At 36.0% G+C, this 23,439-nt stretch carries 27 protein-coding genes; 16 read left to right on the forward strand and 11 right to left on the reverse strand.

Going from position 1 to position 23,439, the window contains the following annotated elements:
- The first annotated feature begins 8 nt into the window (after positions 1 to 8).
- Together cydX and F886_RS13190 are read left to right on the forward strand one after the other, a co-directional pair.
- Positions 9 to 110 (forward strand): cytochrome bd-I oxidase subunit CydX, encoded by a 102-nt coding sequence (gene cydX / locus F886_RS19930; RefSeq protein ID WP_000270276.1) that lies wholly within the window; start codon positions 9 to 11, stop codon positions 108 to 110.
- Positions 111 to 410, forward strand: a complete 300-nt coding sequence (locus tag F886_RS13190) for a cyd operon YbgE family protein (protein ID WP_005306166.1) — start codon at positions 111 to 113, stop codon at positions 408 to 410.
- A gap of 12 nt (positions 411 to 422) precedes the next feature.
- On the opposite strand, the gene F886_RS13195 is transcribed toward F886_RS13190, so the two are convergent.
- The 6 genes from F886_RS13195 to F886_RS13220 all read right to left on the reverse strand — a co-directional run bounded on the left by F886_RS13195 (position 423) and on the right by F886_RS13220 (position 4,724).
- Entirely contained in the window at positions 423 to 947 is a 525-nt protein-coding gene (locus F886_RS13195; protein WP_005306169.1) for a GNAT family N-acetyltransferase, read from the reverse strand.
- Between the two features lie 78 nt (positions 948 to 1,025).
- Positions 1,026 to 1,697 carry a YccT family protein gene (locus tag F886_RS13200; RefSeq protein WP_005306172.1) on the reverse strand — a complete coding sequence of 224 codons (672 nt, stop codon included), beginning with the start codon at positions 1,695 to 1,697 and terminating at the stop codon, positions 1,026 to 1,028.
- A gap of 218 nt (positions 1,698 to 1,915) precedes the next feature.
- Positions 1,916 to 2,512, reverse strand: coding sequence for a nitroreductase family protein (locus tag F886_RS13205; protein WP_005306175.1), 597 nt, complete (start codon positions 2,510 to 2,512; stop codon positions 1,916 to 1,918).
- Between the two features lie 188 nt (positions 2,513 to 2,700).
- Positions 2,701 to 3,813 (reverse strand): signal recognition particle-docking protein FtsY, encoded by a 1,113-nt coding sequence (gene ftsY, locus F886_RS13210; protein ID WP_005306178.1) that lies wholly within the window; start codon positions 3,811 to 3,813, stop codon positions 2,701 to 2,703.
- A gap of 120 nt (positions 3,814 to 3,933) precedes the next feature.
- A complete protein-coding gene (locus F886_RS13215; protein WP_005306180.1) occupies positions 3,934 to 4,260 on the reverse strand; it encodes a hypothetical protein in 327 nt (108 codons plus the stop codon).
- Positions 4,261 to 4,364: 104 nt separating this feature from the next.
- Entirely contained in the window at positions 4,365 to 4,724 is a 360-nt protein-coding gene (locus F886_RS13220; protein ID WP_004791942.1) for a hypothetical protein, read from the reverse strand.
- Positions 4,725 to 4,940: 216 nt separating this feature from the next.
- On the opposite strand from F886_RS13220, the gene F886_RS13225 reads away from it, so the two are divergent.
- From F886_RS13225 to F886_RS13235, 3 genes are all read left to right on the forward strand, one after another.
- Complete coding sequence (locus tag F886_RS13225; protein WP_002121063.1) at positions 4,941 to 5,174, forward strand: SEL1-like repeat protein; 234 nt, start codon at positions 4,941 to 4,943, stop codon at positions 5,172 to 5,174.
- A gap of 412 nt (positions 5,175 to 5,586) precedes the next feature.
- Complete coding sequence (locus tag F886_RS13230; protein ID WP_005306184.1) at positions 5,587 to 5,961, forward strand: DUF2750 domain-containing protein; 375 nt, start codon at positions 5,587 to 5,589, stop codon at positions 5,959 to 5,961.
- A gap of 144 nt (positions 5,962 to 6,105) precedes the next feature.
- Positions 6,106 to 6,537: a CBS domain-containing protein gene (locus F886_RS13235; protein WP_004791938.1), complete on the forward strand. Its 432-nt coding sequence runs from the start codon at positions 6,106 to 6,108 to the stop codon at positions 6,535 to 6,537.
- A 51-nt stretch (positions 6,538 to 6,588) separates the two neighbouring features.
- Here the strand turns inward: F886_RS13235 and F886_RS13240 are convergent, their stop codons facing one another.
- A complete protein-coding gene (locus F886_RS13240) occupies positions 6,589 to 7,797 on the reverse strand; it encodes an aspartate aminotransferase family protein (RefSeq protein WP_004791935.1) in 1,209 nt (402 codons plus the stop codon).
- 227 nt (positions 7,798 to 8,024) lie between these two features.
- Here F886_RS13240 and grxD point away from each other — a divergent pair, with 227 nt between their 5' ends.
- A complete protein-coding gene (grxD, locus tag F886_RS13245; protein ID WP_005306190.1) occupies positions 8,025 to 8,366 on the forward strand; it encodes a Grx4 family monothiol glutaredoxin in 342 nt (113 codons plus the stop codon).
- Positions 8,367 to 8,413: 47 nt separating this feature from the next.
- Here grxD and F886_RS13250 read toward each other — a convergent pair whose 3' ends face one another.
- On the reverse strand, positions 8,414 to 8,737 hold the full coding sequence (locus F886_RS13250; RefSeq protein WP_005306193.1) for a hypothetical protein: 324 nt from the start codon (positions 8,735 to 8,737) through the stop codon (positions 8,414 to 8,416).
- 244 nt (positions 8,738 to 8,981) lie between these two features.
- On the opposite strand from F886_RS13250, the gene F886_RS13255 reads away from it, so the two are divergent.
- Positions 8,982 to 9,881 carry a LysR family transcriptional regulator gene (locus tag F886_RS13255; RefSeq protein WP_005306196.1) on the forward strand — a complete coding sequence of 300 codons (900 nt, stop codon included), beginning with the start codon at positions 8,982 to 8,984 and terminating at the stop codon, positions 9,879 to 9,881.
- 42 nt (positions 9,882 to 9,923) lie between these two features.
- Here the strand turns inward: F886_RS13255 and map are convergent, their stop codons facing one another.
- Positions 9,924 to 10,718: a type I methionyl aminopeptidase gene (gene map, locus F886_RS13260; RefSeq protein ID WP_005306198.1), complete on the reverse strand. Its 795-nt coding sequence runs from the start codon at positions 10,716 to 10,718 to the stop codon at positions 9,924 to 9,926.
- Between the two features lie 354 nt (positions 10,719 to 11,072).
- On the opposite strand from map, the gene brnQ reads away from it, so the two are divergent.
- The 3 genes from brnQ to F886_RS13275 all read left to right on the forward strand — a co-directional run bounded on the left by brnQ (position 11,073) and on the right by F886_RS13275 (position 13,506).
- Positions 11,073 to 12,374, forward strand: coding sequence for a branched-chain amino acid transport system II carrier protein (gene brnQ / locus F886_RS13265; protein ID WP_005306200.1), 1,302 nt, complete (start codon positions 11,073 to 11,075; stop codon positions 12,372 to 12,374).
- A gap of 190 nt (positions 12,375 to 12,564) precedes the next feature.
- Complete coding sequence (locus F886_RS13270) at positions 12,565 to 12,978, forward strand: GlcG/HbpS family heme-binding protein (RefSeq protein WP_005306202.1); 414 nt, start codon at positions 12,565 to 12,567, stop codon at positions 12,976 to 12,978.
- Between the two features lie 273 nt (positions 12,979 to 13,251).
- A complete protein-coding gene (locus F886_RS13275) occupies positions 13,252 to 13,506 on the forward strand; it encodes a hypothetical protein (RefSeq protein ID WP_004791919.1) in 255 nt (84 codons plus the stop codon).
- A 25-nt stretch (positions 13,507 to 13,531) separates the two neighbouring features.
- Here the strand turns inward: F886_RS13275 and F886_RS13280 are convergent, their stop codons facing one another.
- A complete protein-coding gene (locus F886_RS13280; protein ID WP_005306206.1) occupies positions 13,532 to 13,987 on the reverse strand; it encodes a hypothetical protein in 456 nt (151 codons plus the stop codon).
- Between the two features lie 140 nt (positions 13,988 to 14,127).
- Between F886_RS13280 and F886_RS13285 the strand changes: the two genes are divergently transcribed.
- From F886_RS13285 to F886_RS13300, 4 genes are all read left to right on the forward strand, one after another.
- Positions 14,128 to 14,985, forward strand: coding sequence for an alpha/beta hydrolase family protein (locus F886_RS13285; RefSeq protein WP_005306209.1), 858 nt, complete (start codon positions 14,128 to 14,130; stop codon positions 14,983 to 14,985).
- Positions 14,986 to 15,308: 323 nt separating this feature from the next.
- Positions 15,309 to 18,164 carry a phosphoenolpyruvate--protein phosphotransferase gene (gene ptsP, locus F886_RS13290; RefSeq protein ID WP_005306212.1) on the forward strand — a complete coding sequence of 952 codons (2,856 nt, stop codon included), beginning with the start codon at positions 15,309 to 15,311 and terminating at the stop codon, positions 18,162 to 18,164.
- Between the two features lie 15 nt (positions 18,165 to 18,179).
- Positions 18,180 to 19,127: a 1-phosphofructokinase gene (gene pfkB / locus F886_RS13295; RefSeq protein WP_005306215.1), complete on the forward strand. Its 948-nt coding sequence runs from the start codon at positions 18,180 to 18,182 to the stop codon at positions 19,125 to 19,127.
- Complete coding sequence (locus F886_RS13300) at positions 19,114 to 20,832, forward strand: fructose-specific PTS transporter subunit EIIC (RefSeq protein ID WP_005306217.1); 1,719 nt, start codon at positions 19,114 to 19,116, stop codon at positions 20,830 to 20,832. The genes pfkB and F886_RS13300 overlap by 14 nt, the downstream gene beginning before the upstream one ends.
- 106 nt (positions 20,833 to 20,938) lie before the next feature.
- Here the strand turns inward: F886_RS13300 and F886_RS13305 are convergent, their stop codons facing one another.
- Entirely contained in the window at positions 20,939 to 21,442 is a 504-nt protein-coding gene (locus F886_RS13305; protein ID WP_005306220.1) for a hypothetical protein, read from the reverse strand.
- Between the two features lie 759 nt (positions 21,443 to 22,201).
- On the opposite strand from F886_RS13305, the gene F886_RS13310 reads away from it, so the two are divergent.
- Both F886_RS13310 and F886_RS13315 read left to right on the forward strand, forming a co-directional pair.
- The gene (locus F886_RS13310) at positions 22,202 to 22,666 is read left to right on the forward strand and encodes a MarR family winged helix-turn-helix transcriptional regulator (RefSeq protein ID WP_004791909.1); all 465 of its coding nucleotides are present in this window, start codon (positions 22,202 to 22,204) and stop codon (positions 22,664 to 22,666) included.
- A 180-nt stretch (positions 22,667 to 22,846) separates the two neighbouring features.
- Complete coding sequence (locus F886_RS13315; RefSeq protein ID WP_005306224.1) at positions 22,847 to 23,062, forward strand: hypothetical protein; 216 nt, start codon at positions 22,847 to 22,849, stop codon at positions 23,060 to 23,062.
- Positions 23,063 to 23,439 lie beyond the last annotated feature (377 nt).

Genomic DNA, 23,439 nt, shown 5'->3' on the forward strand with positions numbered 1-23,439 from the left:
AGAACACAATGTGGTATTTCGCATGGATCCTAGGCATTTTGATGGCATGTTTTGCGGGTGTACTCAGTGCACTTTATATCGAACATCATCAAAATTTAGATGAGGAATAAATGATGGCAAAAGCAATGACAGCATCAAATCATCGAAAAGCTCAAGCATTTGCAATGGCCCTTTCTTTTCTGTTGGCATTGCCTCTTGCTGGAATTTTGTTGGTTTATCCTTCACTCATGCTAGATGCTAATGGACACTACAATCATAGCCAGCTTATGCTGGTGATGATTGGTATTTCTGGTGGCTTTATTTATGGAGTGGGTTTCGTACCCAACTTCTGGCTATGGAAATGGCTATTTAGCCCATGGGTGGCTTGGCCTCTCATGCTTTTAGGCTATTACATCTGGTTTCTAACCTAAATCAAAAAGACCTCAAATGAGGTCTTTTTTCATTTCAACTAACTTAATAGGCACCCTTGGCACGCCTACCTTTGCCTCAACTGGATATGGCTGTTCATTACCCGTTTTCACATATCCACGTCTTTCATAATAAGCTATCAATTCAGAACGGACATCTAGTACATACATTACAGCATTTGTCAGATGGGGATCTTTTTTCAATGCATATTGCTCTGCATATTCTAAAACAGACCGACCCACTCGCATATTTTGAACTTGAGGATCCGTACAAAATGTTCCAATCTCAACCTGACTATTTTCAAATGTGAGCCCAACACATGCAACAATTTTAGAAAATTTAGTTTCCGCTACCAATAATGTTGAATTCCTAAGTTGTAGTTGTTCTTCTAATTGATGCTCTGTAATACGTAGTCCTTTTACCCACTCGAGCTCTGTTGTCCAACTTCGACCCTGCTGTTCCCGATAAGACTTATTAATTAAATCTACAAGTTGTGGAATATCGGCCAATGAAGATAAACGGAAATTTAAATTATTCATAAAGTATACTTAGGCTATTTATAAAAATTCTAAAAATAAAGCCGATATTAAATCGGCTTTATTTTAAATAGCAATTAATTAATTTGATTGTTCAGCTAACCATGCCATGAATTTTTGACGCTCAGCTTTAGATGCTTTCTGCCAAGTTTCAACTAAACGTTGATCATTCGTTTGTGCTCCACCTGTTACTGCCATAGACGTTGCAGTTGGAACAACAACTTGAGCAGAAGCAGGTTTAGCCGATGCATACACTGCTTCAGGCTGTGGCTTAGATGATTTAGTTGTAAAGTCAGTTACTTTACCCAACAAGCCAGTTGCAAACCATGGCTTTGCTTCATTGTTTGCGCCCGTTTGTTTCACAATTAATTCATTATTTGCACTGTATAAAGCAACTGTTGGTTGTTCAGCATATTTTTTCGCATTTTCATAATCTTTAGGTACATCTACCATCGAAAGCTTATAAGTTTTCCCATCTTGCAATGCAGGCGTTTGAATTGTGACTACACCAGATTTAATAATGTCATGCTCACCATTTAAATGTTCAAAATATTCTTGATAGCGCACGCTTAAGCTAGTTTCACCCGCATCAACTTTATAATTATTTTTAGATGAACGAAATAACCCAGAATTGACTTCTTGACCATTCACAGCAAGGATTACAATTTCCTCTGGCGCTGTAATTGTAACTGCTGAAAATACCGAACTACTGAGTAATAAACTAATTGCAGCAACACCTAATCTTAAAGTCATCTGTCTCTTTCTCTATATTTGATAAGCTATTAAATCATGAGCAATATGCAATATGATTGTGACTATTTTATGACAGTGCAGTGACCCGCTAATTTTTAGAGTTACTATTATTAGATATACATTTGAATTTTATCAATTTGTGTTGATTTAACCTTTTTATTAATTCAAAAAGCACATAAAAAAAGAGTACCTATTTAGGTACTCTTTTTAACTTTCAATTAGTTGAAAGTTTTGAAACGATCAGCATCATTAATAAATGCTTTTTCGCCTGCTGGTGCTTCAACTGATCCAAATACTAATTGAGCACGTAGTTTCCAAGTTGCAGGAACATCAAAAGCTTCAGCAGCTTCTGCATCAACAATCGGGTTATAGTGCTGTAAAGATGCACCTAAACCAAGCTCTGAAAGCGCAGTCCAAGTTGCAAATTGAGCAATCGCACTTGAATGTTCAGACCATACTGGGAAGTTATCTGCATATAATTCGAATTGCTCTTGTAAGCTTTTAACAACGGCTTGGTCTTCATAAAATAAAACCGTACCAACGCCAGCTACAAAGCTATCAATTTTTGTGTTTGTACCAGCAAAAGCTTCAGCAGGAACAATTTTACGTAATGCTTCACCAACCAAATTCCAGAATTTAGCATGTGATTCACCGTATAGTGTCACCACACGTGAAGACTGCGAGTTAAAAGCTGAAGGACTATGTTTAACCGCTTCACGGATAGTTTCTTCGATTTTAGTGCGATCTAATGCAACATTTTTACCAATTGCATAAATAGTACGACGATTTTTAATTTTATCTAAGAAAGTAGACATTTTGTTATTTCCTACCTATTGATTGGCCAAGGGCCGTTGTTTGGGAATGAATACAGTGTATTAAAGTCATTTTTCATAATCAGCATTAAAAATATGACAGTTCGTTTTATTTTCGCAACAATAAAAAAAGATATACATATAAAAAAAGCTTCACGTTTTAGTGAAGCTTTTGAATGCTAACAACCGTTTTACTTATCAGTTTCAAACAGTGCAGCAACAAATGATTTCGCCGAGAATGGTCTTAAATCATCAATTTTTTCACCAACACCAATAAAACGAATTGGCACATGGGTGCGACTTGCAATATTAAAGAGCACACCGCCTTTCGCAGTCCCATCCAGTTTGGTAATGGTGATACCAGTTAAACCTACAGCTTGGTCAAACTCTTGCACTTGGTTAATCGCATTTTGCCCTGTACCCGCATCTACTACCAACATAATTTCATGAGGTGCAGTCGCATCAATTTTTTGCATCACACGTTTAACTTTTTTGAGTTCTTCCATCAAGTTACTCTTATTATGTAAACGACCTGCCGTATCTGCGATTAATACGTCAATTCCTTTAGCACGAGCACTTTCAAAAGCATCAAAAATCACAGAAGCACTATCAGCTCCGTGACCTTGAGCTACCACAGAGATATCATTACGTTCACCCCAGATCTGTAATTGTTCTGTCGCTGCAGCACGGAACGTATCCCCAGCAGCCAACATCACTTTTTTACCTTCGCCTTGCAAACGTTTCGCTAATTTACCAATCGTTGTAGTTTTACCAACACCATTTACCCCAACCATTAAAATCACATAAGGTGATTTGTTAGGATCAATATGCAAAGGTTTAACACGTGGGGCCAACAAAGCAACCAACTCTTCTTGCAACGCTTTATATAGAGAGTGGGAATAGATCAAATCACCACGAGCTGTACGCTCTGTTAAATTGGTAATAATCGTTTTAGTAGCTTCAACACCGATATCTGCAACTAATAATTGCTCTTCGACTTCTTCGAGTAACTCATCGTCAATTTCTTTTCCGCCAATCAAGATATTGACCATACCATCAGCGAAATTACGACGAGTTTTGGTTAAACCCTCTTTCATCCGGCCAAAAAAACCAGTTTTTGGTTGTTCAACCGCAGTTTCTGTAGAAGTTAATTCAACTTTGGCTGCTTCAATATTTTCTTGCGATTTAACAGGAGATTCAACGATGGGAACATCGATAGCAGGTAAATTAGGTAATGTGACATCGTCATCACCGATCTCAGCATCTATCAAGAATTTATTTTGCATATTCGATTGTTGCTCCATGCGGATTCCTTGAAAAGCAGCGCGTTTAAAAAGATAAAGTTTAGCATAAATTCAAAATTTTGCCTGCCACAATAGTGCTCAAAAAGCTTTGGAAACCAAGATTTAGCCTGATTAACCCATTTACTGAGTATCTTCCTGAGCGAGTGCTGGATATTGCTTAATATGAGCACCCTCAAATTGGTAAGCATGCATTAACTTTAAATAATCTGCCCGATGAATTTCTGACTGAGCTATAAGCAACTCAGCCATGTCTTGAGTTCTTGGATAAGTAGCCTGATGAGAAAGTTGTATAATTCGTTGATATTGATCCGGACTAATAGGCCGAAGTAATGCTAAATATGACAGCACAAAAATACAGCCAATGACAATAACCACAAACAGGTTAAAACATTGATCAACTTTTAACTCAGACTTTAATTTAAGAAAATTTTGTTTGAATATGAGCATGACCTACCTCGAATTAGTGTAGTGTAGGGTTCAATACTCATAAGTACAAGATCAAACATCCAGTAAGGTTAATAATCATACCTTACTGGATAGTATGAATATGCTTAACTTATTAGTGAACGAATGACGGAAAAGTATAAAATTGCCGCAATAATCACCAAAACTAAAAACATAGCAAAAATACTTAACCCTTCTTCTGCATCTGCTGGATGCAATTCGTCTTCATCAGCAATTTTTCGAAGTTCCCCATCATAAACTTGATAAAACCAGTTTTTTTGGGCGGGTTCCAAATGACCAGCAAAATCAAACACCCTTTTACGCTGTGCTAGACAGTAATCCCCTAAATGGATTTCCTCATGAAAAATAGCTTCATCTAATAATTTACGGTGATAATGGGCCAGTTCTATGATTTGTTCCTCTTTAGGAGGCGTGTCAAAAACAAAGCCGTCGATTGTATTTGTCATATTTTATTCTCCTTGTCTTTTATTCTCATATTGATTTTAATCAAAATTATTTGTGAATAATGTTTAATCATGTATCCTAATAGTGAACTAAACGAAATGACAAATAGTTGACAAATCCATCAATTTGTAATATTAGTTTAATAATTCTAAGTTAAATTAATTTAAAGGCACTAGCCTTTAGAAAAAAGTAATCATAATTACAATAAGGAGTTTTCTATGATTCAACGTATCTCTCATCATGATTTAGAACATGTATATGCAACTGCAGTAAACACAATTCACTCTCAAATGAATTTCCAAGATGCGGTTGCACAGTTAGAAGAAGTTGCTCGCGCTGGGCATGGTAAAGCCGCTCTATTCTTAGCAGAATTATATTATCAAGGTTTCCGTGTTGAACGTGACTCACTTAAAGCACAATACTGGCAAAAGTTAGCCACAATGCAAGCATAAAGAGACGTCACCTAGGTGGCGTTTTTTTATGTCTGTAAAATTTGATATAAACCAATTCATCCCTTATCTCTTCTTGCGCTTCACCAAAGCTTTAATCGCTTTGTTTTGCTCAGGTGGCGTTTTTTGTACCCGTAAAAACCCAAAGTTATCAATTTATATAAAGCCTTACTTCGCCACTTCAGTCTTAGCGCAAGTGGCGTTTTTTTATGTCTGTAAAAATATTCTATAAATATAATTTGCTATGCACTTCATTTGTCTTACGCTAATGTCAACGCTTTAATCATATTGACGTTCTCAAGTGACATTTTTTATAGCTGGGAATATTTGTTTACGATTTGATACCTGTTTAAACTGAAATGTCATCTGATTTTTCTATAATAAGCAAGATAAGTTAAGAACCATTAAATTGACAATGAATAGTTTAAGCAATCTGCAACCGGTTTCAAAAGACTTGATGATTAAAATTTATATTTTAAGAACCATGATGTATTGCGGAGTTCTCTGGGGATTATTTCATCAGGGCTGGGCAATTAAATCAGATCAAGAAGACTTTATTTTTCCTTTTTGGCTCAATGGATTGCAAGCTCACCGCTACGCTAAAGAACATTGGCCACATTACAAACCTAGAAGAATTACTCCTAAAGATTTTCACGAGTCTTTATTACCAACTTTAACTCGACTCAACGTTACACCAGCTTTGTTTAATTCTTCTCATCGCAAGTTGAAATTATCTACACAACAAATGCAACATTTCTTTTTTAAACAGCCGCACTGGCAAGGAGCCTAAAGTTTTCTTTAGGTTCTTAATCTCTATTAGAATGCTTTTTGAACGCTTGAGTGTAAAACTTGTATTTGAATGACTATCAAGTCTTTGCATTTTTATAAAATCAAGCTAATTTAAAACAAAATGATAAAACATAGGACAGAAGAAATGACAATCGTTGCACAAGTAATCAAAAACAAATCAGAGCAAGATATTTTTACAATTTCTCCTGAAGCCACTGTCCTTGAAGCGATTAAGATCATGGCTGATAAAGGAATTGGTGCGTTAGTGGTAGCCGAAGGTGAAAAAGTTGTCGGAATTTTATCTGAACGTGACTACACGCGAAAAGTAACACTGATGGAACGTTCTTCATATAGCACTACAGTTGCTGAAATTATGACATCTAAGGTGCTTACTGTAAGTCTAAACAACACAGTTGAAGAGTGTTTACAGCTTATGACAGATCGCCACTTACGTCACTTACCTGTATTAGACAATGAAAAATTAGTTGGTTTTATCTCTATTGGTGACTTGGTAAAAGCAGCAATGGAAGACCAGAAAAATTTAATTGAACAGTTAAAGCAGTATATCTCTGGTTAATTATTCGAAATAAAAAATGGGCATATAGATGCCCATTTTTAATACTGAAACTTAAAGATAATTGTTAATCAAAGCAACTAAACGTTCTAATAAGTCATCAGCTTGTGCTTGAGTCATATTAATTGGCGGTAAAAGACGAACCACAGAACCTGCTGTAACGTTGATAATAAGCTTGTGCTGATCACGAGCAATCGCAACGAGTTCAGCACAGTCTTTAGGTAATTGAATACCAATCATCATACCAAAACCACGCACCTGAACATTCTTGTCAGCTAACTGTGTGCGAAGTTGATCCACAATATAGCGTCCTACTACTGCCGCATTTTCTACAGCATTTTCTTTTTGAATTGTATCGATTACCGTATAAACCACACGAGAACCTAATACAGTACCGCCATAGGTAGAACCATGACTACCAGGTCCTAATAAACCAACAGCTTTACCTTGTGTCATTACAGCACCTACTGGAAAACCATTTCCAAGTCCTTTCGCAGTCGTCAAGACATCAGGCACAATGTTGGTATGCTGATATGCAAAATATTTACCAGTACGCCCATTACCTGTTTGAATTTCATCTAGCATCATAAGCCAGTTATGCTGATTACAAATATTGCGAACTTCTTCAAGATAGCTAAAGCCTTGAGGAGCAGTATTAATACCACCCTCACCTTGAATTGGTTCAATCAAAATTGCAACGATATCTGGATGCTGCAATGCAGCTTCTTGAATTGCTTCTACATCACCAAATGGCACACGAATAAAATCATTGGTTAAAGGAGCAAAACCATCTTGTACTTTCTTATTACCAGTTGCTGAAAGTGTTGCTAAAGTACGACCATGAAAAGATTGTTCTGCCACAATAATCTTTGGTAAACGTACACCTTGTTGAGTACCAAATTTACGAGCAATCTTAATCGCACCTTCATTTGACTCAGCACCACTATTTGAAAAGAAGATTTCTTCCATACCAGAAACCTCTGCAAGCTTCTGGGCAGCAGCAGTTTGCCAAGGAATTTCAAATAGATTACTTGTATGCACAAGGGTTGCAGCTTGTTCAGCAATTGCTTCTGCAATAACTGGGTGAGCATGACCTAAACCACATACAGCAATACCCGTTAAAGCATCTAGATATTCTGTACCATCTTCAGTATATAGATATGCCCCTCGGCCTCGTACAAAACTGATCGCTTGGCGACCATAAGTAGCCATTAAGTGTGATGGTTGATCAGGTTGTATTGGAGCTAGGGTAATATCAGTCATAACGAACTCTGTCTGTATGAGGTTTTTAGAAGGGTTTATATAAACAAAAACTGGCTCTGATGAAAAGTCTCATCAATCATTTATCTAAAATTTCGTCTGCTTTTCGCTATCACTTCGGTTTATACAATAAAATATTGAATATTCAATGCAACTTTAAGCATTAAGGTGGTTTGCAAAGCAACATAAACACCCCCTATAATGCTGCTAGATTAGTTGAGGATCTATTTATGACTGAACAAGCACGTGATACTGAAGCGTTAATCCGCGATCAAATTGCGAAGCATCCCGTTTTACTTTACATGAAAGGCACTCCACAGTTTCCACAATGTGGTTTCTCTGCACGTGCTGTAGAGGCGCTCAGTCAAATTGGTCGTCCATTTGCATATGTAAATATTCTGGAAAATCCTGATATTCGTGCAACCTTACCAGCAATTGCGAATTGGCCTACATTCCCGCAACTTTGGGTAAATGGCGAACTTATTGGCGGTAGCGATATTATGCTAGAAATGTTCCAAAATGGTGAATTAAAACCATTAGTTGAACAATATAGCGCTGCACCAGAAGCGTAAATAATAAAAAAGCCAATCAATAGATTGGCTTTTTTATGCTCTTAATTTTAAAGATCGCTTACCCCAACATAGCGAAACAAACCTTCAACACCTAAATCAGATTTTAAAACAATCAAATTTTCATAAGCTGTTGTCGTTAGAGCTTCAAAAATATTCATGTTTGGATCTTCGTGTAACTCATCCACGCTCTGGTTCATGCACTCTTCAAATCGATCTGCAACAAATTCAAAGCCCAAGTCCATCGCAATAAATAAAGTATGTTCGCATGGCTGAACATACTGTTCTTGTGCCCAGTCAATTATCGCTTGTTTGCAAAATGGACACTCAATATTTGCAGAGACATGGTTAAGTTCTATCAGTTGATAAGACATTAGATTTGAAAAGTAGAGAAAAATATAGTGTAGAAGAGATTGAGAAATAGTTCTATAGATAGACTATAAAATCCTTTTTATATACATACATTAAAAATACAACGTAATTACAATATAATTTCAAAAGCCATTTCTAGCAATGAGTAACGTATTTATCCCCCACTTACAAAAAATTTAGTATAAGAATTATCGTTGCAAAAATAATAATGTAAAATCATAGTTGTTGCAGAAATAGGATATTTTAATGCTCACCGATCTTGATGATTTTTATTGTTTTGCTCTTGTTGTTGAGCATGGTGGCTTTAGTGCTGCTGAGCGTGTAACGGATATACCAAAATCAAAATTAAGTCGCCGCGTTTACAGCTTAGAAGAAAACTTGGGGGTTCGCTTAATCCAACGTAGTTCTCGTCATTTTGCTGTTACAGATATTGGGATGGATATTTACAGACATGCTCAAGTCATGATGAATGCTGCTCAAGCTGCCCATGATTTGGTTGATCATTTAAGCATTCAACCTAGAGGTGTAGTGAAGGTTAGCGTTCCTGTTGATATTGCTCAAAATCAACTTCCAAAAATCCTACCTGCTTTCTTAAAAAAATATCCAGAAATTCGTTTGCAACTGATGGTCAGTAACCGTCGAGTAGATGTGATTAATGAAGGGATTGATATCGCATTACGAGTTCGCTCAAAACTGGATGACGATCCAAGTTTAGTTCTTAGACAGTTTGCGCTTATAGAACAAAGCCTATTCGCAAGTCAGGCCTATTTAAATGAGTTTGGGGATATAAAAAATCCTGAACAACTCAGTGAACACCGTATTTTAAGTTTGTCTGAAGAGCATCTCGATCAACAATTCATACTGCATGGACCTGACAATCAACAGAAAAAAGTGAAAGTTAGCCCAACAGTAATGGGAACAAATATCTATATGCTCGCCCAACTTGCGAGTCAAAATTGTGGTATTGCTTTGTTACCTGACACAGCGGCTGAAGATTTTGTGAAATCGGGGCAGCTTGTACAAATCTTGCCAGATTGGAAAGCAGCTCACGGTATATTCCATGCCGTATATCCATCACGCCGAGGATTACTACCTGCTGTTCGAGTATTTATTGATTATTTAGTAGAAAATCTTTCTGAGCGTTAAAATAAAAAAGTTCGATAATTTATCGAACTTTTTTTATATTTTTCAAATTGCAGGATAACTTCCCACACCTTCAGGCCATGGGGTTAATAGTTCAAAACCAGTATCTGTTACTGCAACCATATGTTCCCATTGAGCAGATAATGAATGATCTTGAGTAATGACTGTCCATCCATCATTTAACTCTTTCACTTGCGGCCGACCTGCATTTACCATTGGCTCAATGGTAAAAACCATTCCTTTCTTTAAGACTAAGCCTTGCCCGCGCTGCCCATAATGCAAAACATTAGGTTGTTCATGATAAACCTTACCAATCCCATGTCCACAATATTCTCGAACAATACTATAGCCTTCTCGATGAGCAACCGACTGAATAGCATAACCAATATCACCTAATGTAGCTCCTGGCTTAACAGTGTGAATACCTGCAACCATGGCCTCATAAGTTGTATCAACTAATTTTTTTGCTTGTGGATTTACATTACCCACAAAATACATGCGGCTCGTATCACCAAAATAACCATCTTTAATAATTGCGACATCAATATTAATAATATCGCCATCTTTTAAAATTTTATTCGGCGATGGTATGCCATGACAAACAACTTCATTGACTGAAGTGCATATCGTTTTTGTAAAACCGTGATATCCCACATTAGCAGGAATAACTTTTAAATTATTTACAATATAGTCATTACAGAGGTTATCTAAATACTCAGTAGATACGCCCGGTTTTATATAGGCCTCTATCATTTCTAAAACTTGTGCAGCCAAGCGTCCAGAAACTCTTAACTTTTCCAGATCTTGTTCAGTTTTAATGGTAACAGTAGAAGCTCTCATTCAATTCTATCCTCGCAGACAAGAAACATGCCCTTCCCTACAAAAACCTAAGGTAATTCAAAATATTTTAGGATGAATATAAGTCAGACCAAAAGCCTAAAATGCTTAAATATTCGGCATTCACAATAAAAATTTATGTTTTTATTCTTACATATTTTTTATAAAAAGTCAGAACTTAAAAAGAAGTTCTTTTCTCCTTTTTATGGCTTTTCAAGTACATACTTTAACCAAACAAACGCTTATAACACTATATATGGTTTTAACCACCTGAAAAAAAGCTTTTTCACTTAAATTAGCCCTTGATCATGATTACTTTTGCTCTAAAATTCCTTCTTTTTTTATTAACTTTAATTTATGCAACATCTTCGTACCGGAGATATTATTGCCTTAGGTTTTATGACCTTTGCCCTTTTTATTGGGGCTGGCAATATTATCTTTCCTCCCATCGTTGCTCAACAAGCTGGTGAGCATGTATGGTTAGCTGCACTAGGCTTTTTAATTACGGCTGTCGGCTTACCTGTAATTACCATCATGGCACTCTCTCGTATGCAGGGTTCCATTGAAATTATTAGCTCTCCCTTAGGTCGAGTAGCAAGTCTGATTTTAACTGTTGTTTGTTATTTATCAGTCGGCCCTCTATTTGCTACCCCACGTACAGCTACTGTTTCTTATGAAATTGGTTTTTCCTCTTATTTTGGAACCTCAAGTAGTAGTCTTTTAATCTATAGCGCAATTTATTTTTCATTTGTAACTGTAGTTTCACTTTATCCAAACAAGTTATTGGATACTGTAGGACATGTACTTGCCCCGCTAAAAATTATTGCTTTAGCAATTTTAGGTATTGCAGCAGTGATGATTCCAGCAGGTTACGTACCAGCTCCGATCAATCATTACGTCACATCTCCGGTTTCAGAGGGTTTCGTAAACGGTTATCTCACTATGGATACGTTAGGTGCACTAGTATTTGGTATCGTTATTATTCAAGCGATTTACTCTCGCGGCGTTACTGATAAAAAGTTAGTCACCAAATATGCAATTATTGCCAGTCTCATTTCAGGTGTTGGCCTTACTTTAGTTTATTTAAGCTTATTCAAATTAGGTTTAGGTAGCCATGAAGTAGCACCAAATGCAGCAAATGGCGCAGTAATTTTACATGCATATGTACAACATGCTTTTGGAAATATGGGTTCATTATTCTTAACTGGACTAATCTTTTTAGCATGTATGGTTACAGCAATTGGCTTAACTTGTGCGTGTGGTGAGTACTTTGCTCAGTTAACGAAATTACCATATAAGCTTTTAGTGTTTATTTTAGTTGGTTTCTCTTTCATTATTTCGAATCTTGGCCTAACTAAACTGATTGCTATTTCAGTACCTGTCTTAAGTGCAATCTATCCACCAGCAATTGTGGTGATTATGCTGAGCTTCTTCTGGAAATTTTGGCATAAGCCTTCTTTTATTGTCGGTTCAGTAACAAGTATTGCTTTAATTTTCGGTATTATCGATGGACTTAAAGTTGCAGGCTTCAGCAATTATTTACCTCAATTCCTTCAACATTTACCATTAAATGAACAAAACTTAGCTTGGTTGATCCCATCTTTAGTTGTTCTTGCAGTTACCGTAATTATCGACAAAGTTAAATTCAAAAGCATTTAATCTAGTGACTTTTTTGAAATCGAGTTTTATCCAAACATGATTTTATATATTGAATAGAATGCTGTGTTTACCCAACCAGCATTTTATTTCCATACTAGTTTTTAATGACAAATCAACTATAGATATAATTAATTTTTACTGTAAAATTACACTAAAATAATTTTTAGCTACTCAGGAAAGAAGAGCAACAATGAAAACTAAATATTACCTAACATTAGCAGATGCAGAGTTTTTAATGGAAGAAGCTCAAAAATATGCAATTGAACACAACTTTAAAGTCAGCATCGCGATTGTTGATGAAACAAGCTCTCTATTATTCATGAAACGATTAGATGGTGCTTCTCCTCTAACTACACATCTATGCCTAGAAAAAGCAAAATGCGCTGCAATATCAGGTAGACCGTCAAAATTTTACGAAGAGCTTCTAAAAAGTGGGCGTCTTGGTTTCTTAAGTATGCCTAGTGCTCAAGGGATGTTAGAAGGTGGAATACCGATTATTTATGAAGGTGAAATTTTAGGTGCTATTGGTGTATCGGGTGTTCAATCTTTTGAAGATGCAGAAATTGCTCAACATGCGATCGATAGTTTTTTTAAAAAAATATAATAGCTAAAGCAAAACCATAGGAAAGAGAAATTAATACACTTTTCATTTAAATAATTTCTCTTTTCTAAAAGAATAAGTATTTCATACAAAAATATTAAACATTTACTTTTTTAATACCTTAAACCTTTATAAATATAGAGGTTTTTATAAAACTGTTCAAAAAATTTTCTATTTGCTATTGAACTGAATCAAAAATAGCAGTACAACATTAAACTTAAAACTTATTCTTGACTAAAACATTAGGTTTTAGCGCAACCACAAGGAGGGATGGAGATGTTATCATTACATTTCAACAAACAAGTCTTCATTAACACTCTGAACAGCAAAGATTCAGTTGTTTATGGAGTAACACCGCTTGCTCTTATGCTGACTTTACTGTTTCAAGGTATGATTAAAGGAAATCTGAAACCCGAATACTTTATGTATGCGATGGTCGTTTCTTTCATATTTTGTGTGTGGGCCTTTGTCGATCATAAGATGCGAAAACTAGCTAAAAGACGTCTTAGTCAACAAAATTTGAATTCTTAAAAAATGGATGAGTAATCATCCATTTTTATATACCTACAAATAAAAAAATTGTTCCAATAACTAAAATAGCTGTAGCCAATAATTCAGTCACAATTAATCCCACCATCATTAAAGACATCATCCACGAAGGTAAATTAAATCTGCCCAACCGATGGGGAGTTTTGAATTGATTTGTCGTGTCCTGTAAACATCCATGTATGATATAAACCAATATTGAAAAGCTAAAAAAGAAAATATTAGCTAACACACACCACAAAGCAACATTTTCATTTAAAACAGTAAAATAGCTTAATACAGCAAGAATGAGACTAGCAGCCGCATATAGCAAGCTACTGCGATGAGCAATGTCAACATAATAGTGGGCACGATGTAACTCTGAACGGCGTATTTGCCAATACTTCCACACCCCTGTGAACATTCCTACCCATAAAAATATGCCACTAAACACAATTGCTAACTGTACAGCTTTCGGTAAATCCATCTTTTTTCCAATTATTCGTTTTATTAAAATTTAATGAGCTGTATAGCACAAATCTTGACTTTATAGTCACATTTTAATCAAGTATCGTTTTGGAACTCATGTAAATTAAAGTCATTAAAAGCTAATCATTACGTAATATTATGGATAACACTTTTGAATCATTTTGGATGACCTGCGAAGATGGTTATCAACTTGCTGCACAATTTTATCCAACTCAATCAAAGAAATCGGTACATCCTGTTTTGATTTGTCCAGCAACAGGTATTACCAAAAACTTTTATCATTCTTTTGCTACATGGTTAAGCCAGCAAGGCTATGATGTATTAAGCTTTGATTTCCGTGGAATTGGAGATTCATTGCATGGGCCTCTAAAGCAAAGTACAGCGAGTATTAATGATTGGGGAACGCTTGATATCCCTTGTGCAATTGAAACTTTATTAGAAAAAACCCAAGCAGAAAAAGTTACTCTTCTTGGCCATAGTGCGGGTGGGCAACTGCTAGGGATTGTGCCAAATTTTCATAAAGTAGCAAAAGTTGTTGCAGTAGCAGGTTCTACAGGCCATGTAAAAGGACTTAAAGGTAAAACAAAATTTCTAGCCCCCGTCATGTTTAACGTTATCTTTCCAATTTCGAGTACCTTAAAAGGTTATGGTGCTACTCAATTTATTGGAATGGGTGAAAACCTGCCTAAAAAAGTCGCACAACAGTGGAGAGAGTTTTGTAGTCACCCGGGCTATGTGAAAAATGCTATTGGTAAAACTATTTTTCATGACTTTCATAGTGAAATTATTTGCCCTATTACTTCAATTTGGGCAAGTGATGATGAAATTGCCACTCAACACAACGTCGCAGATTTATTACACCTATATCCGAATGCATCTACTAAAATGCTAGAACTGAACCCGACAAGGCTCGGCTATAAATCAATCGGCCACATGTTAATGTTTAAAAAATCACATCAAAAGCTGTGGTCAGTCTTAGAGCAAGAAATTCAATAGTAATTTAAACTCTATCATTTAGTTTTTGCCTCTATGCCCGTAATCCGGTGTAGAGGTTTTTTTTATTATTAGCAGTCCCCTTTTTATAAAATAACTTTATTAAATTTATAGTTACCATAAGAAACTAAAATATATTAAGTCGTGATTCCTTTGTATTTTTAATAAGCATTATTTACGTAAATACGTCGATATAAACTTAAAGTTCTGCTATGGTAATTTGTCTGAAGCTGTTGTTTAAAAACAGGTAAACCAACCTATTTTAATACAAACAGCTTCTTTTTTTCTGTTTTAGTTAAAACCTAAGAAATTGTTCAAGGATAAGTATGCTAGCACTCGAGCCTCGACATATTCATATGAATCAACATGCTGTTGATAAAAAGCATGCATTACAGTGTCTAGTAGATATATTAGTAAAAGATGGGTTAGTTACGCCTGAATATATAACAGGACTCATCAATCGTGAACAACAAAGCGCTACCTATTTAGGTCAAGGTATTGCTATTCCGCATGGTACGCCACAATCTCGTGAATTTATTTTAGAAACAGGTATTCGGTTAGCTCACTTCCCTGAAGGAATAATCTGGGATGGGGAAAACACGATTTATTTAGCTGTTGTTATTGCAGCAAAATCTGATGAGCATTTACAAGTACTACAAATATTAACTAGAGCGTTAATGCAGGATGTAAGTGAACAAGTAAAAAATGCGACGCAACCTGAGCAAATTATTGAACTATTACAAGCTCAACCCCTATCCTTAACACTGCATGAAAATTTAATTCAAACTGAAATTGAATCTCAAGATATCGAAGACTTATTGTGGTCAGCCTCTCAAATTCTCAAAAAACATAATTTCGTAAAATGTGGTTTTTTAAGCTCACTTGAGCCAGATCAAGTTATCCAGTTACAAGACCAGATCTGGTCTATTTCTAGTAGTAAGTTTGTTCAACAGCCAGCAATCAGTATTGTAAAGCCAAGCCATGCTTTAGATGTAAATGGACAAAAACTAAATACTCTCGTCTGTATTGCTGCCAATGAGCAGTTAGATAGCCAAAGATTTAATCGTCTTATTGATATTTTATTTAACCCAGAACAAGTCGCGCAGCTAGATCAAACACAAGCACCAAATGAAATTGCTAAAATTATTGGTGCAGATGTCATTCCAGATTGGCCTCATCGTTCGGTTGTATTAGCCAATGCCCATGGATTACATGCTCGACCAGCGACTCATTTGGTGAACTTAACTAAAAGTTTTCAAGGTGATATTCAGGTTGCGGTTGACGATGGTAATTTTGTTTCGGCCAAAAGTTTGACGCGCCTCTTGGCTTTAGGATGTAAACGTGGTCAAACTTTACGTTTTATTGCCGAGCCAGAAACAGATGCTGTTGAGGCTTTAGATAAAGTTATTCAGGCCGTGCAACAAGGCTTAGGAGAAGAAGTTGAACCTATTCAATCTTCAGATACCCAAGAAGCTCAATCGCTTCAAACAGTAAAGTCATTGCCGAAAACATTGAGTACAAATACAGGTATTCCAGCTTCTAGTGGTCTAGCTTTTGGCCCCGTACATGTCATCAAACCTAAGGTTTACCAATATGAACGTATGGGTTTAAGCGTTAAAGCAGAAAAAGAAAAACTTGATATTGCTCTTCACGCAGTTAAAAACAATATTCACCAAGTTATTGCAAAATCTGAAGTAGCTGAAATTAAGCAAATTTTCCAAGCGCATTTGGAAATGCTAGACGACCCAGATCTTATTAATGGTGTTTATCAAAAGATTAACTTAAACCTTTCTGCTCCTGCTGCTTGGCATGAACATATTGAAGCAGCAGCTAAAGAGCAAGCAGCTTTACCAGACCGATTACTGGCTGAGCGTGCTACAGACTTACGTGATATTGGCGATCGGGTTTTAGCACAGCTCTGTGGTGAAGTTATTATCGAAGAGCCTAAAGAGCCTTATATTTTGATCATGTATGATGTGGGCCCTAGTGATGTGGCTCGCCTTAATAAAGATCGAGTAGCGGGCATTTTGACAGCTGTAGGCGGTGCAAGTGCACATAGCGCTATTGTTGCTCGTGCTTTAGGTATTCCTGCAATTGTTGGTGCTGGTGAGCAGGTACTAGAGATTGAACAAAAGAGTTCTCTTTTAATTAATGGAGATACAGGAACTTTTGTATTAAACCCGAACACTCAGCAAATCGAACAAGCAAAACAAGAACGAGAGCTTCAACAAAAAATTCGTGAAGAGGCTGAACGTCACAGCCAAGAACCTGCGATTACCGTAGATCAACACCAAATCGAAGTTGCTGCAAATTTAGGAAAAGTTCAAGCTACAGCTCATGCCGTTGAATGTGGCGCAGAAGCAATTGGCTTACTTAGAACAGAGCTTGTTTTTATGGCTCATAGCAGTGCTCCAAATGAAGCTACCCAAGAAGCAGATTATCGTGTTGTGCTAGATGCCCTCGCTGGTCGCCCACTTGTAGTACGTACTCTTGATGTAGGTGGTGACAAACCACTTCCTTACCTTCCAATTGCTGAAGAAGAAAATCCATTTTTAGGCCTAAGAGGTATCCGTTTGACACTAAGACAGCCAGAGCTGTTACGTCAACAACTTATCGCTTTGCTTAAAGCGGCAGATGATCGTCCTTTACGAATCATGTTTCCAATGATTGGTCGTGTAGAAGAATGGCGTGCTGCCAAAGCTATTCTTGATGAAGTTAAAACTGTACATCCATGCACCAACTTACAAGTTGGTATTATGATAGAAGTTCCTTCTGCTGCTTTACTTGCGCCTATTCTTGCTCAAGAAGTGGACTTTTTCAGTATAGGAACAAATGACTTAACCCAATATACTTTAGCCATTGACCGTGGTCACCCTATCCTCTCGGCTGAAGCAGATGGCCTCCACCCAAGTATTTTGCAATTGATTGATCACACTGTAAAAGCTGCACACAAACATGGCAAATGGGTGGGTATATGCGGAGAACTCGCAGCTGATCCAAAAGCTGTACCGATTCTTATGGGATTAGGCGTAGATGAGCTCAGCATGTCTCCGAATAGTATTCCTTTAGTAAAAGCCCAAATTCGTACACTTAACTACAGCCAAGCTCAAGCGCTTGCAAAACGCGCACTAGAATGTGAAAGCGCCATTGCTGTACGTCAGTTATCCGAACAAGAAATCTAAAGATTAGGAACAGTAATGGCTAAAGTTTTAACAATTACTTTAAATCCTGCAATTGATGTAACGATACAACTCAATGAGTTACAGGTTGGTGAGGTAAATCGCCAAGAATCTGTAGAAATACATGCAGCAGGTAAAGGGTTAAATATTGCACAAGTTTTAAAAGATTTGGGGCATGAAGTTATTGTTTCTGGCTTTCTAGGAACAACGAACAGACAAATTTTTGATGATCATTTTAAAGAAGCTCAATTCCAACCTGAGTTTATTTATATTGAAGGCGAGACTCGTCAAAATATAAAAATTGCTGAACATTCTGGGCGTATGACCGATTTAAATGGAAAAGGTTTCTTAGTTTCTGAACTAGATAAAAAGAACCTCTTTCAAAAAATCGAAATGATTTTGCCACAAGTAGATGTAGTTGCCATTGCCGGGAGCCTTCCACAAGGTTTTAGTGTTGATGAATTACAGCAACTTATTAAGCTCATTCAACAGCAAGGGAAAAAAGTTGCACTTGATACAAGTGGTAAAGCATTGGTCGCTGCAATTGAATGTCAACCATGGATGATCAAACCAAACACAGATGAGTTAGTAGAAAGTTATCAACTTCCTGCCGCTACTTATACTGAACAAAAAAAGCTTTTTGAAAACTTAGCTAAAATTGAACATGTCGTTATTTCAATGGGCGAAGACGGTGTAAACTGGCTACACAACACTCACCCACTTCATGCCAAAGCCCCTAAAGTAGTAGTTAAAAGTACTGTTGGTGCAGGTGACTCTCTTTTAGCTGGTATGATTCATGGCTTAATAAATGGCTTCTCTGATGAAGAAACATTAAAAACTGCTACCGCAATCGCAAGCCATGCTGTCACACAAATTGGCTTTCGTATTCCCAATGCCGAAACGCTAAACCAATTAAAAGCCCAAACCACAATCAATTCATTGAGTGAATCTGATGCTAACTGCTAAACATTTATTATTTGTCATTAATAGTCCGCAACAGCAAGTCAATGCTTTGATTTTAGCTCGAAAACTTGCACAAGTCGCATCCCAACAGGGTTATCCAAATAACATTATTTCGCTTGATGAATTCGAAATAAGTGAAAACTTTGATCAAGTCATTGTTGTTGGACAACGCCCGAAAGATCTTAATAGTTTTGGTACACATCCATTATCTTTCATTAGCATTGAAGAGATAAAAAATGATGCTCATACAGCTTTCCAAACTGCCTTAGATCACTTTAAGCCAGCTCAAGATTGGCTAAGTGATAATAGCTTGGCAGTAACTACTACTAAAAAGTTTGTAGCAATCACTGCGTGTCCTACGGGTGTTGCCCATACTTTTATGGCTGCCGAAGCTTTACAACAAGGTGCAGAAAAGCTTGGGTATGAGATTGAAGTAGAAACACAAGGTTCTGTCGGTGCAAAAAATATTTTATCAGCTCAAGCTATTGCTGAAGCGGACATAGTGATTCTTGCGACTGACATTGAAGTTAACACAGACCGTTTTGTAGGAAAGCGTGTTTATCGGTGTGGTACTGGCTTTGCTCTAAAGCAAACAGATAAAGCCTTTGCTGAAGCCATCAGCAATGCACAAGTTTTAGAACAAGGTAAGCAACAAGCATCGACAGAAAATAAAGATAAAACCGAAAAGGTTGGCGTATATAAACACCTCTTAACTGGTGTTTCTTTTATGTTGCCTATGGTGGTGGCTGGAGGTCTGTTAATTGCTCTCTCGTTATGCTTTGGCTTAAATGCTGCTGAACAAGCAGGTAGCTTACCCGCCATATTAAAACAAATTGGTGCCGCTGCATTTATGCTCATGGTCCCAATGTTATCGGGTTATATTGCCTACTCAATTGCTGATCGCCCTGGTCTTGCACCTGGTCTAATTGGAGGGTTACTCGCCTCTCAACTACAAGCCGGTTTTTTAGGCGGTATTGTTTCAGGTTTTCTTGCAGGTTATATCGCACTATTTATTGCTAAAAAACTTAAACTTCCTACAAGTTTAGAGGCACTTAAACCAATTTTAATTATTCCATTATTAGGTACATTATTTGTCGGTCTGATTATGTTCTATGTGGTTGGACAACCTGTAGCACATATTTTCGAGTTAATGAAAGATTTCTTAAATAACATGGGTACAACAAATGCTGTGTTAATGGGAATTATATTAGCAAGCATGATGTGTATAGATTTAGGCGGTCCAATCAATAAGGCGGCCTACGCTTTTACTGTCGGATTGTTGACAACAAATACATATATGCCAATGGCAGCAACAATGGCGGGCGGTATGGTCCCTGCTATTGGTATGGCTATTGCAACTTTCATTGCTAAAAATAAATTTAGTACAGGAGAGAAAGATGCCGGAAAAGCTGCTTTCGTATTAGGTTTATGTTTTATTTCCGAGGGTGCTATTCCCTTTGCAGCTAAAGACCCAATGCGTGTTATTCCAACTTGCATTTTAGGTGGTGCTGTAACTGGAGCACTTGTTGCATTATTCCATTGCGAATTAGTTACTCCTCACGGCGGCGTATTTGTCCTTTTAATTCCCAATGCAATTAACCATGCTTGGCTATATCTCGCTGCCATTGCAGCAGGTAGTATCGTTACAGGCATAAGCTATGCGATTGTTAAGAAAAAAATAGAAGAAAAAATTGTGACCACAGCATAATTAGAAAAGGGAGAATATAAATTCTCCCTTTTCTATAAGTTTTATATGCTTAATTACAAAAGCTTAAATTGAAGAATATTCAATAATCAATTTTATATTATTCATATCACTTAATTTGAATAGCTCTTGCCATAATCTGTGTTGGCACGTCCTCTGCCAACATTACAGTTAAAGTAGGCTCTTTTTGCGATTTAGAAGATAAATTCTGAGACTCTAAAACTGTATTTACATCTTTTGGAGCCAATTTAAACATTGCACCCGTTACAGGATCTACAATTAAAATTCCAATTAAACCGCCAAAAAGAATATTACCAAAATACCAACCACTTAATGTCCCAGTAACCTCTACAGTTTTACTTTGATAACCTGCTTTACTAAAACTCACCTGATAGCTTTCAGGTTTAAAATAACCAGCTCCTTTTTTCAAGCTTACAGTGGCTGGAGTTTGACCAGTATGGATTTTTACTCCTTTACGATTTTTAATCTCAATTGTTGCAGACTCTGGAACACTAGTGAAAGTGACTGTTTGTGAAGAACCAGAAACAATAGTTGCACAACCATTAATTCCCAAAGTTAAAGCAATCAACGAAGTAAGTAATAATTTTTTCATGTTTAAGCCAAAAGTTTTATCAGTATTTATTGGAGTGCGCACTATAATAAATGAAACAAAAAATAACAATTAAAATACAATTTATTAGAGTAACAATTAAGCAATCATATAAAGTAAGAGCTATTAAAAATATAATTTATAGACAAAAAAGCTAAATATATAAGGTTCCCCATTCCACCAGCTATTTAATTTTATATATAAAAATCAATAATTTAACAAATAAATCAAATTTATTTCACTAAATAATAGATGATTCATGTTAAATGTATGGTAAATTTCACAAATCACACAACAAAACAAGTAATTGATACTTATAAATATTTATTATTTAAATGTCTTAATTTTTCATAATTATGACTTTAGAGACAAAAACTATCTCGTTCAATGCCACGTTCAAATCATAATTTTTTTTCTACGATGCGCTTGTAAGCCAATATCGTTCAATTAACGATCAAGCAAGCCTAGATGCAATCTTGTATATCTGTTCAAAGATTTTAAGGAATTAATGGCTATGACTTATCAAGTCACATTAACTTTCAACAAACTTTGACCATAGTAGAAGAGTATTTTTAGTTTGTGCAAAGTATAGGAAAACTTATCAAGACAAGGTCCTTTAAACCATGTCATTGTTAAATTTAGCTATATAAATTTTGCTCACCAAGTAAAGTCCTGATATAACTTGCTTGATGAAACTATATTTTTCAACTATTAAAGATAGTTCACCAGAAATGCGATCCACCAAGGTATGGGGAAAAGTCAATGACAAAGAAGTATGCGCGTTTTTTACCTACAACAGAATCTTTTACTCTTGAAGATTTTCCATATTATTGGATTACTCAAGTACATGCTCAATATGTACAAAACATTGATAATGCTTTAAAAAAATATGGTTTAGATAACTCACGTCGACGCATTATGTTGGCTTTAAGTAGTAAGCCCCATGCAAGTGTTTCTGAACTTTCAGATATGATTATTTCAAAAATGTCGACAACCACCAAGATTGTTTATCGTTTAAAAGATGAAGGTTTGGTGGAAACTTATTCTTGTCAGACCGATGGTCGAATCACCCGCGTAGTACTTACAGACAAAGGTACTGAAATGATCAATAAGATTAACGATCTAACCAGCGTAGTACTTGAACAATCATTCGAAGGTATCACCCCTCTGCAATTAGAAAAAATGATGGAAAGTTTAAAATTACTTTTAAAGAATCTTTCTCGTTAAAAATAGCATAGATATCTTATTAAGCTCTCTTAGGAGAGCTTTTCTATTTTAAGCTCTCGTCTGGGTATTGATAGAAACAACACTTCACATAAAATAAGCAATTAACTTGTCATCTGTTGACTTGAGTCCTTAACTCCAGTAGAAATTCTCTTTCAACAACTGCATAGCAAATTTTTGAAAATGGCTAAAAGAAAATACAAAAGTGACAAGTTTCAAGTGCGTCGTATTAACCGTCAATGGTGGGTACTTGAAAAAGACCTTGAATCAAACTGCTATTTAAAACATGAACAAGTGGCAACAAAGACCTTAGCAAACAACTATGCTGATGATTATATTGAACAATATTATATGAATCTTTATATTCAACAAGAGTTGAAAAAACCTGAAACTGCATAAAAAAGCCATTTGGCTTTTTTTTATTTTTAATATTTAAAGATTATAAAGTCAAAAATTAAGGATAAAAAAAACCTACATCTTGGGGAAAATGTAGGCTATAAAATGCACAAAAAGGAAATATATATCCTTCTTGATGGAAAGAATTTTACGATAATATAAGCCTTTATTTTATATTACTTTTGTAAACTTAATAGTGGTTATTGTATTTATTCAGACTTTTAAAAACCTCCCCGTCTTTATATATAGTGGTTAAATTTTGGCTTATTAAGATTTTAATCCTCACAATTTAATCCTTCTCATTTTTATAATTTATTTTCATGGCTTTTATTAAAATAGTTCTGCATAGACAAATATAAGCTTCTGTTTTAATAAGTTTT

The organism is Acinetobacter sp. NIPH 542, from assembly GCF_000369825.1.
GTDB lineage: Bacteria > Pseudomonadota > Gammaproteobacteria > Pseudomonadales > Moraxellaceae > Acinetobacter > Acinetobacter oleivorans.

Bases quoted from the DNA above. Each gene is read 5' to 3' on its own strand.
- cydX (WP_000270276.1), top strand. From the start codon at position 9: ATGTGGTATTTCGCATGGATCCTAGGCATTTTGATGGCATGTTTTGCG.
- F886_RS13190 (WP_005306166.1), top strand. From the start codon at position 111: ATGATGGCAAAAGCAATGACAGCATCAAATCATCGAAAAGCTCAAGCA.
- F886_RS13195 (WP_005306169.1), bottom strand. From the start codon at position 947: ATGAATAATTTAAATTTCCGTTTATCTTCATTGGCCGATATTCCACAA.
- F886_RS13200 (WP_005306172.1), bottom strand. From the start codon at position 1,697: ATGACTTTAAGATTAGGTGTTGCTGCAATTAGTTTATTACTCAGTAGT.
- F886_RS13205 (WP_005306175.1), bottom strand. From the start codon at position 2,512: ATGTCTACTTTCTTAGATAAAATTAAAAATCGTCGTACTATTTATGCA.
- ftsY (WP_005306178.1), bottom strand. From the start codon at position 3,813: ATGGAGCAACAATCGAATATGCAAAATAAATTCTTGATAGATGCTGAG.
- F886_RS13215 (WP_005306180.1), bottom strand. From the start codon at position 4,260: ATGCTCATATTCAAACAAAATTTTCTTAAATTAAAGTCTGAGTTAAAA.
- F886_RS13220 (WP_004791942.1), bottom strand. From the start codon at position 4,724: ATGACAAATACAATCGACGGCTTTGTTTTTGACACGCCTCCTAAAGAG.
- F886_RS13225 (WP_002121063.1), top strand. From the start codon at position 4,941: ATGATTCAACGTATCTCTCATCATGATTTAGAACATGTATATGCAACT.
- F886_RS13230 (WP_005306184.1), top strand. From the start codon at position 5,587: ATGAATAGTTTAAGCAATCTGCAACCGGTTTCAAAAGACTTGATGATT.
- F886_RS13235 (WP_004791938.1), top strand. From the start codon at position 6,106: ATGACAATCGTTGCACAAGTAATCAAAAACAAATCAGAGCAAGATATT.
- F886_RS13240 (WP_004791935.1), bottom strand. From the start codon at position 7,797: ATGACTGATATTACCCTAGCTCCAATACAACCTGATCAACCATCACAC.
- grxD (WP_005306190.1), top strand. From the start codon at position 8,025: ATGACTGAACAAGCACGTGATACTGAAGCGTTAATCCGCGATCAAATT.
- F886_RS13250 (WP_005306193.1), bottom strand. From the start codon at position 8,737: ATGTCTTATCAACTGATAGAACTTAACCATGTCTCTGCAAATATTGAG.
- F886_RS13255 (WP_005306196.1), top strand. From the start codon at position 8,982: ATGCTCACCGATCTTGATGATTTTTATTGTTTTGCTCTTGTTGTTGAG.
- map (WP_005306198.1), bottom strand. From the start codon at position 10,718: ATGAGAGCTTCTACTGTTACCATTAAAACTGAACAAGATCTGGAAAAG.
- brnQ (WP_005306200.1), top strand. From the start codon at position 11,073: ATGCAACATCTTCGTACCGGAGATATTATTGCCTTAGGTTTTATGACC.
- F886_RS13270 (WP_005306202.1), top strand. From the start codon at position 12,565: ATGAAAACTAAATATTACCTAACATTAGCAGATGCAGAGTTTTTAATG.
- F886_RS13275 (WP_004791919.1), top strand. From the start codon at position 13,252: ATGTTATCATTACATTTCAACAAACAAGTCTTCATTAACACTCTGAAC.
- F886_RS13280 (WP_005306206.1), bottom strand. From the start codon at position 13,987: ATGGATTTACCGAAAGCTGTACAGTTAGCAATTGTGTTTAGTGGCATA.
- F886_RS13285 (WP_005306209.1), top strand. From the start codon at position 14,128: ATGGATAACACTTTTGAATCATTTTGGATGACCTGCGAAGATGGTTAT.
- ptsP (WP_005306212.1), top strand. From the start codon at position 15,309: ATGCTAGCACTCGAGCCTCGACATATTCATATGAATCAACATGCTGTT.
- pfkB (WP_005306215.1), top strand. From the start codon at position 18,180: ATGGCTAAAGTTTTAACAATTACTTTAAATCCTGCAATTGATGTAACG.
- F886_RS13300 (WP_005306217.1), top strand. From the start codon at position 19,114: ATGCTAACTGCTAAACATTTATTATTTGTCATTAATAGTCCGCAACAG.
- F886_RS13305 (WP_005306220.1), bottom strand. From the start codon at position 21,442: ATGAAAAAATTATTACTTACTTCGTTGATTGCTTTAACTTTGGGAATT.
- F886_RS13310 (WP_004791909.1), top strand. From the start codon at position 22,202: ATGACAAAGAAGTATGCGCGTTTTTTACCTACAACAGAATCTTTTACT.
- F886_RS13315 (WP_005306224.1), top strand. From the start codon at position 22,847: ATGGCTAAAAGAAAATACAAAAGTGACAAGTTTCAAGTGCGTCGTATT.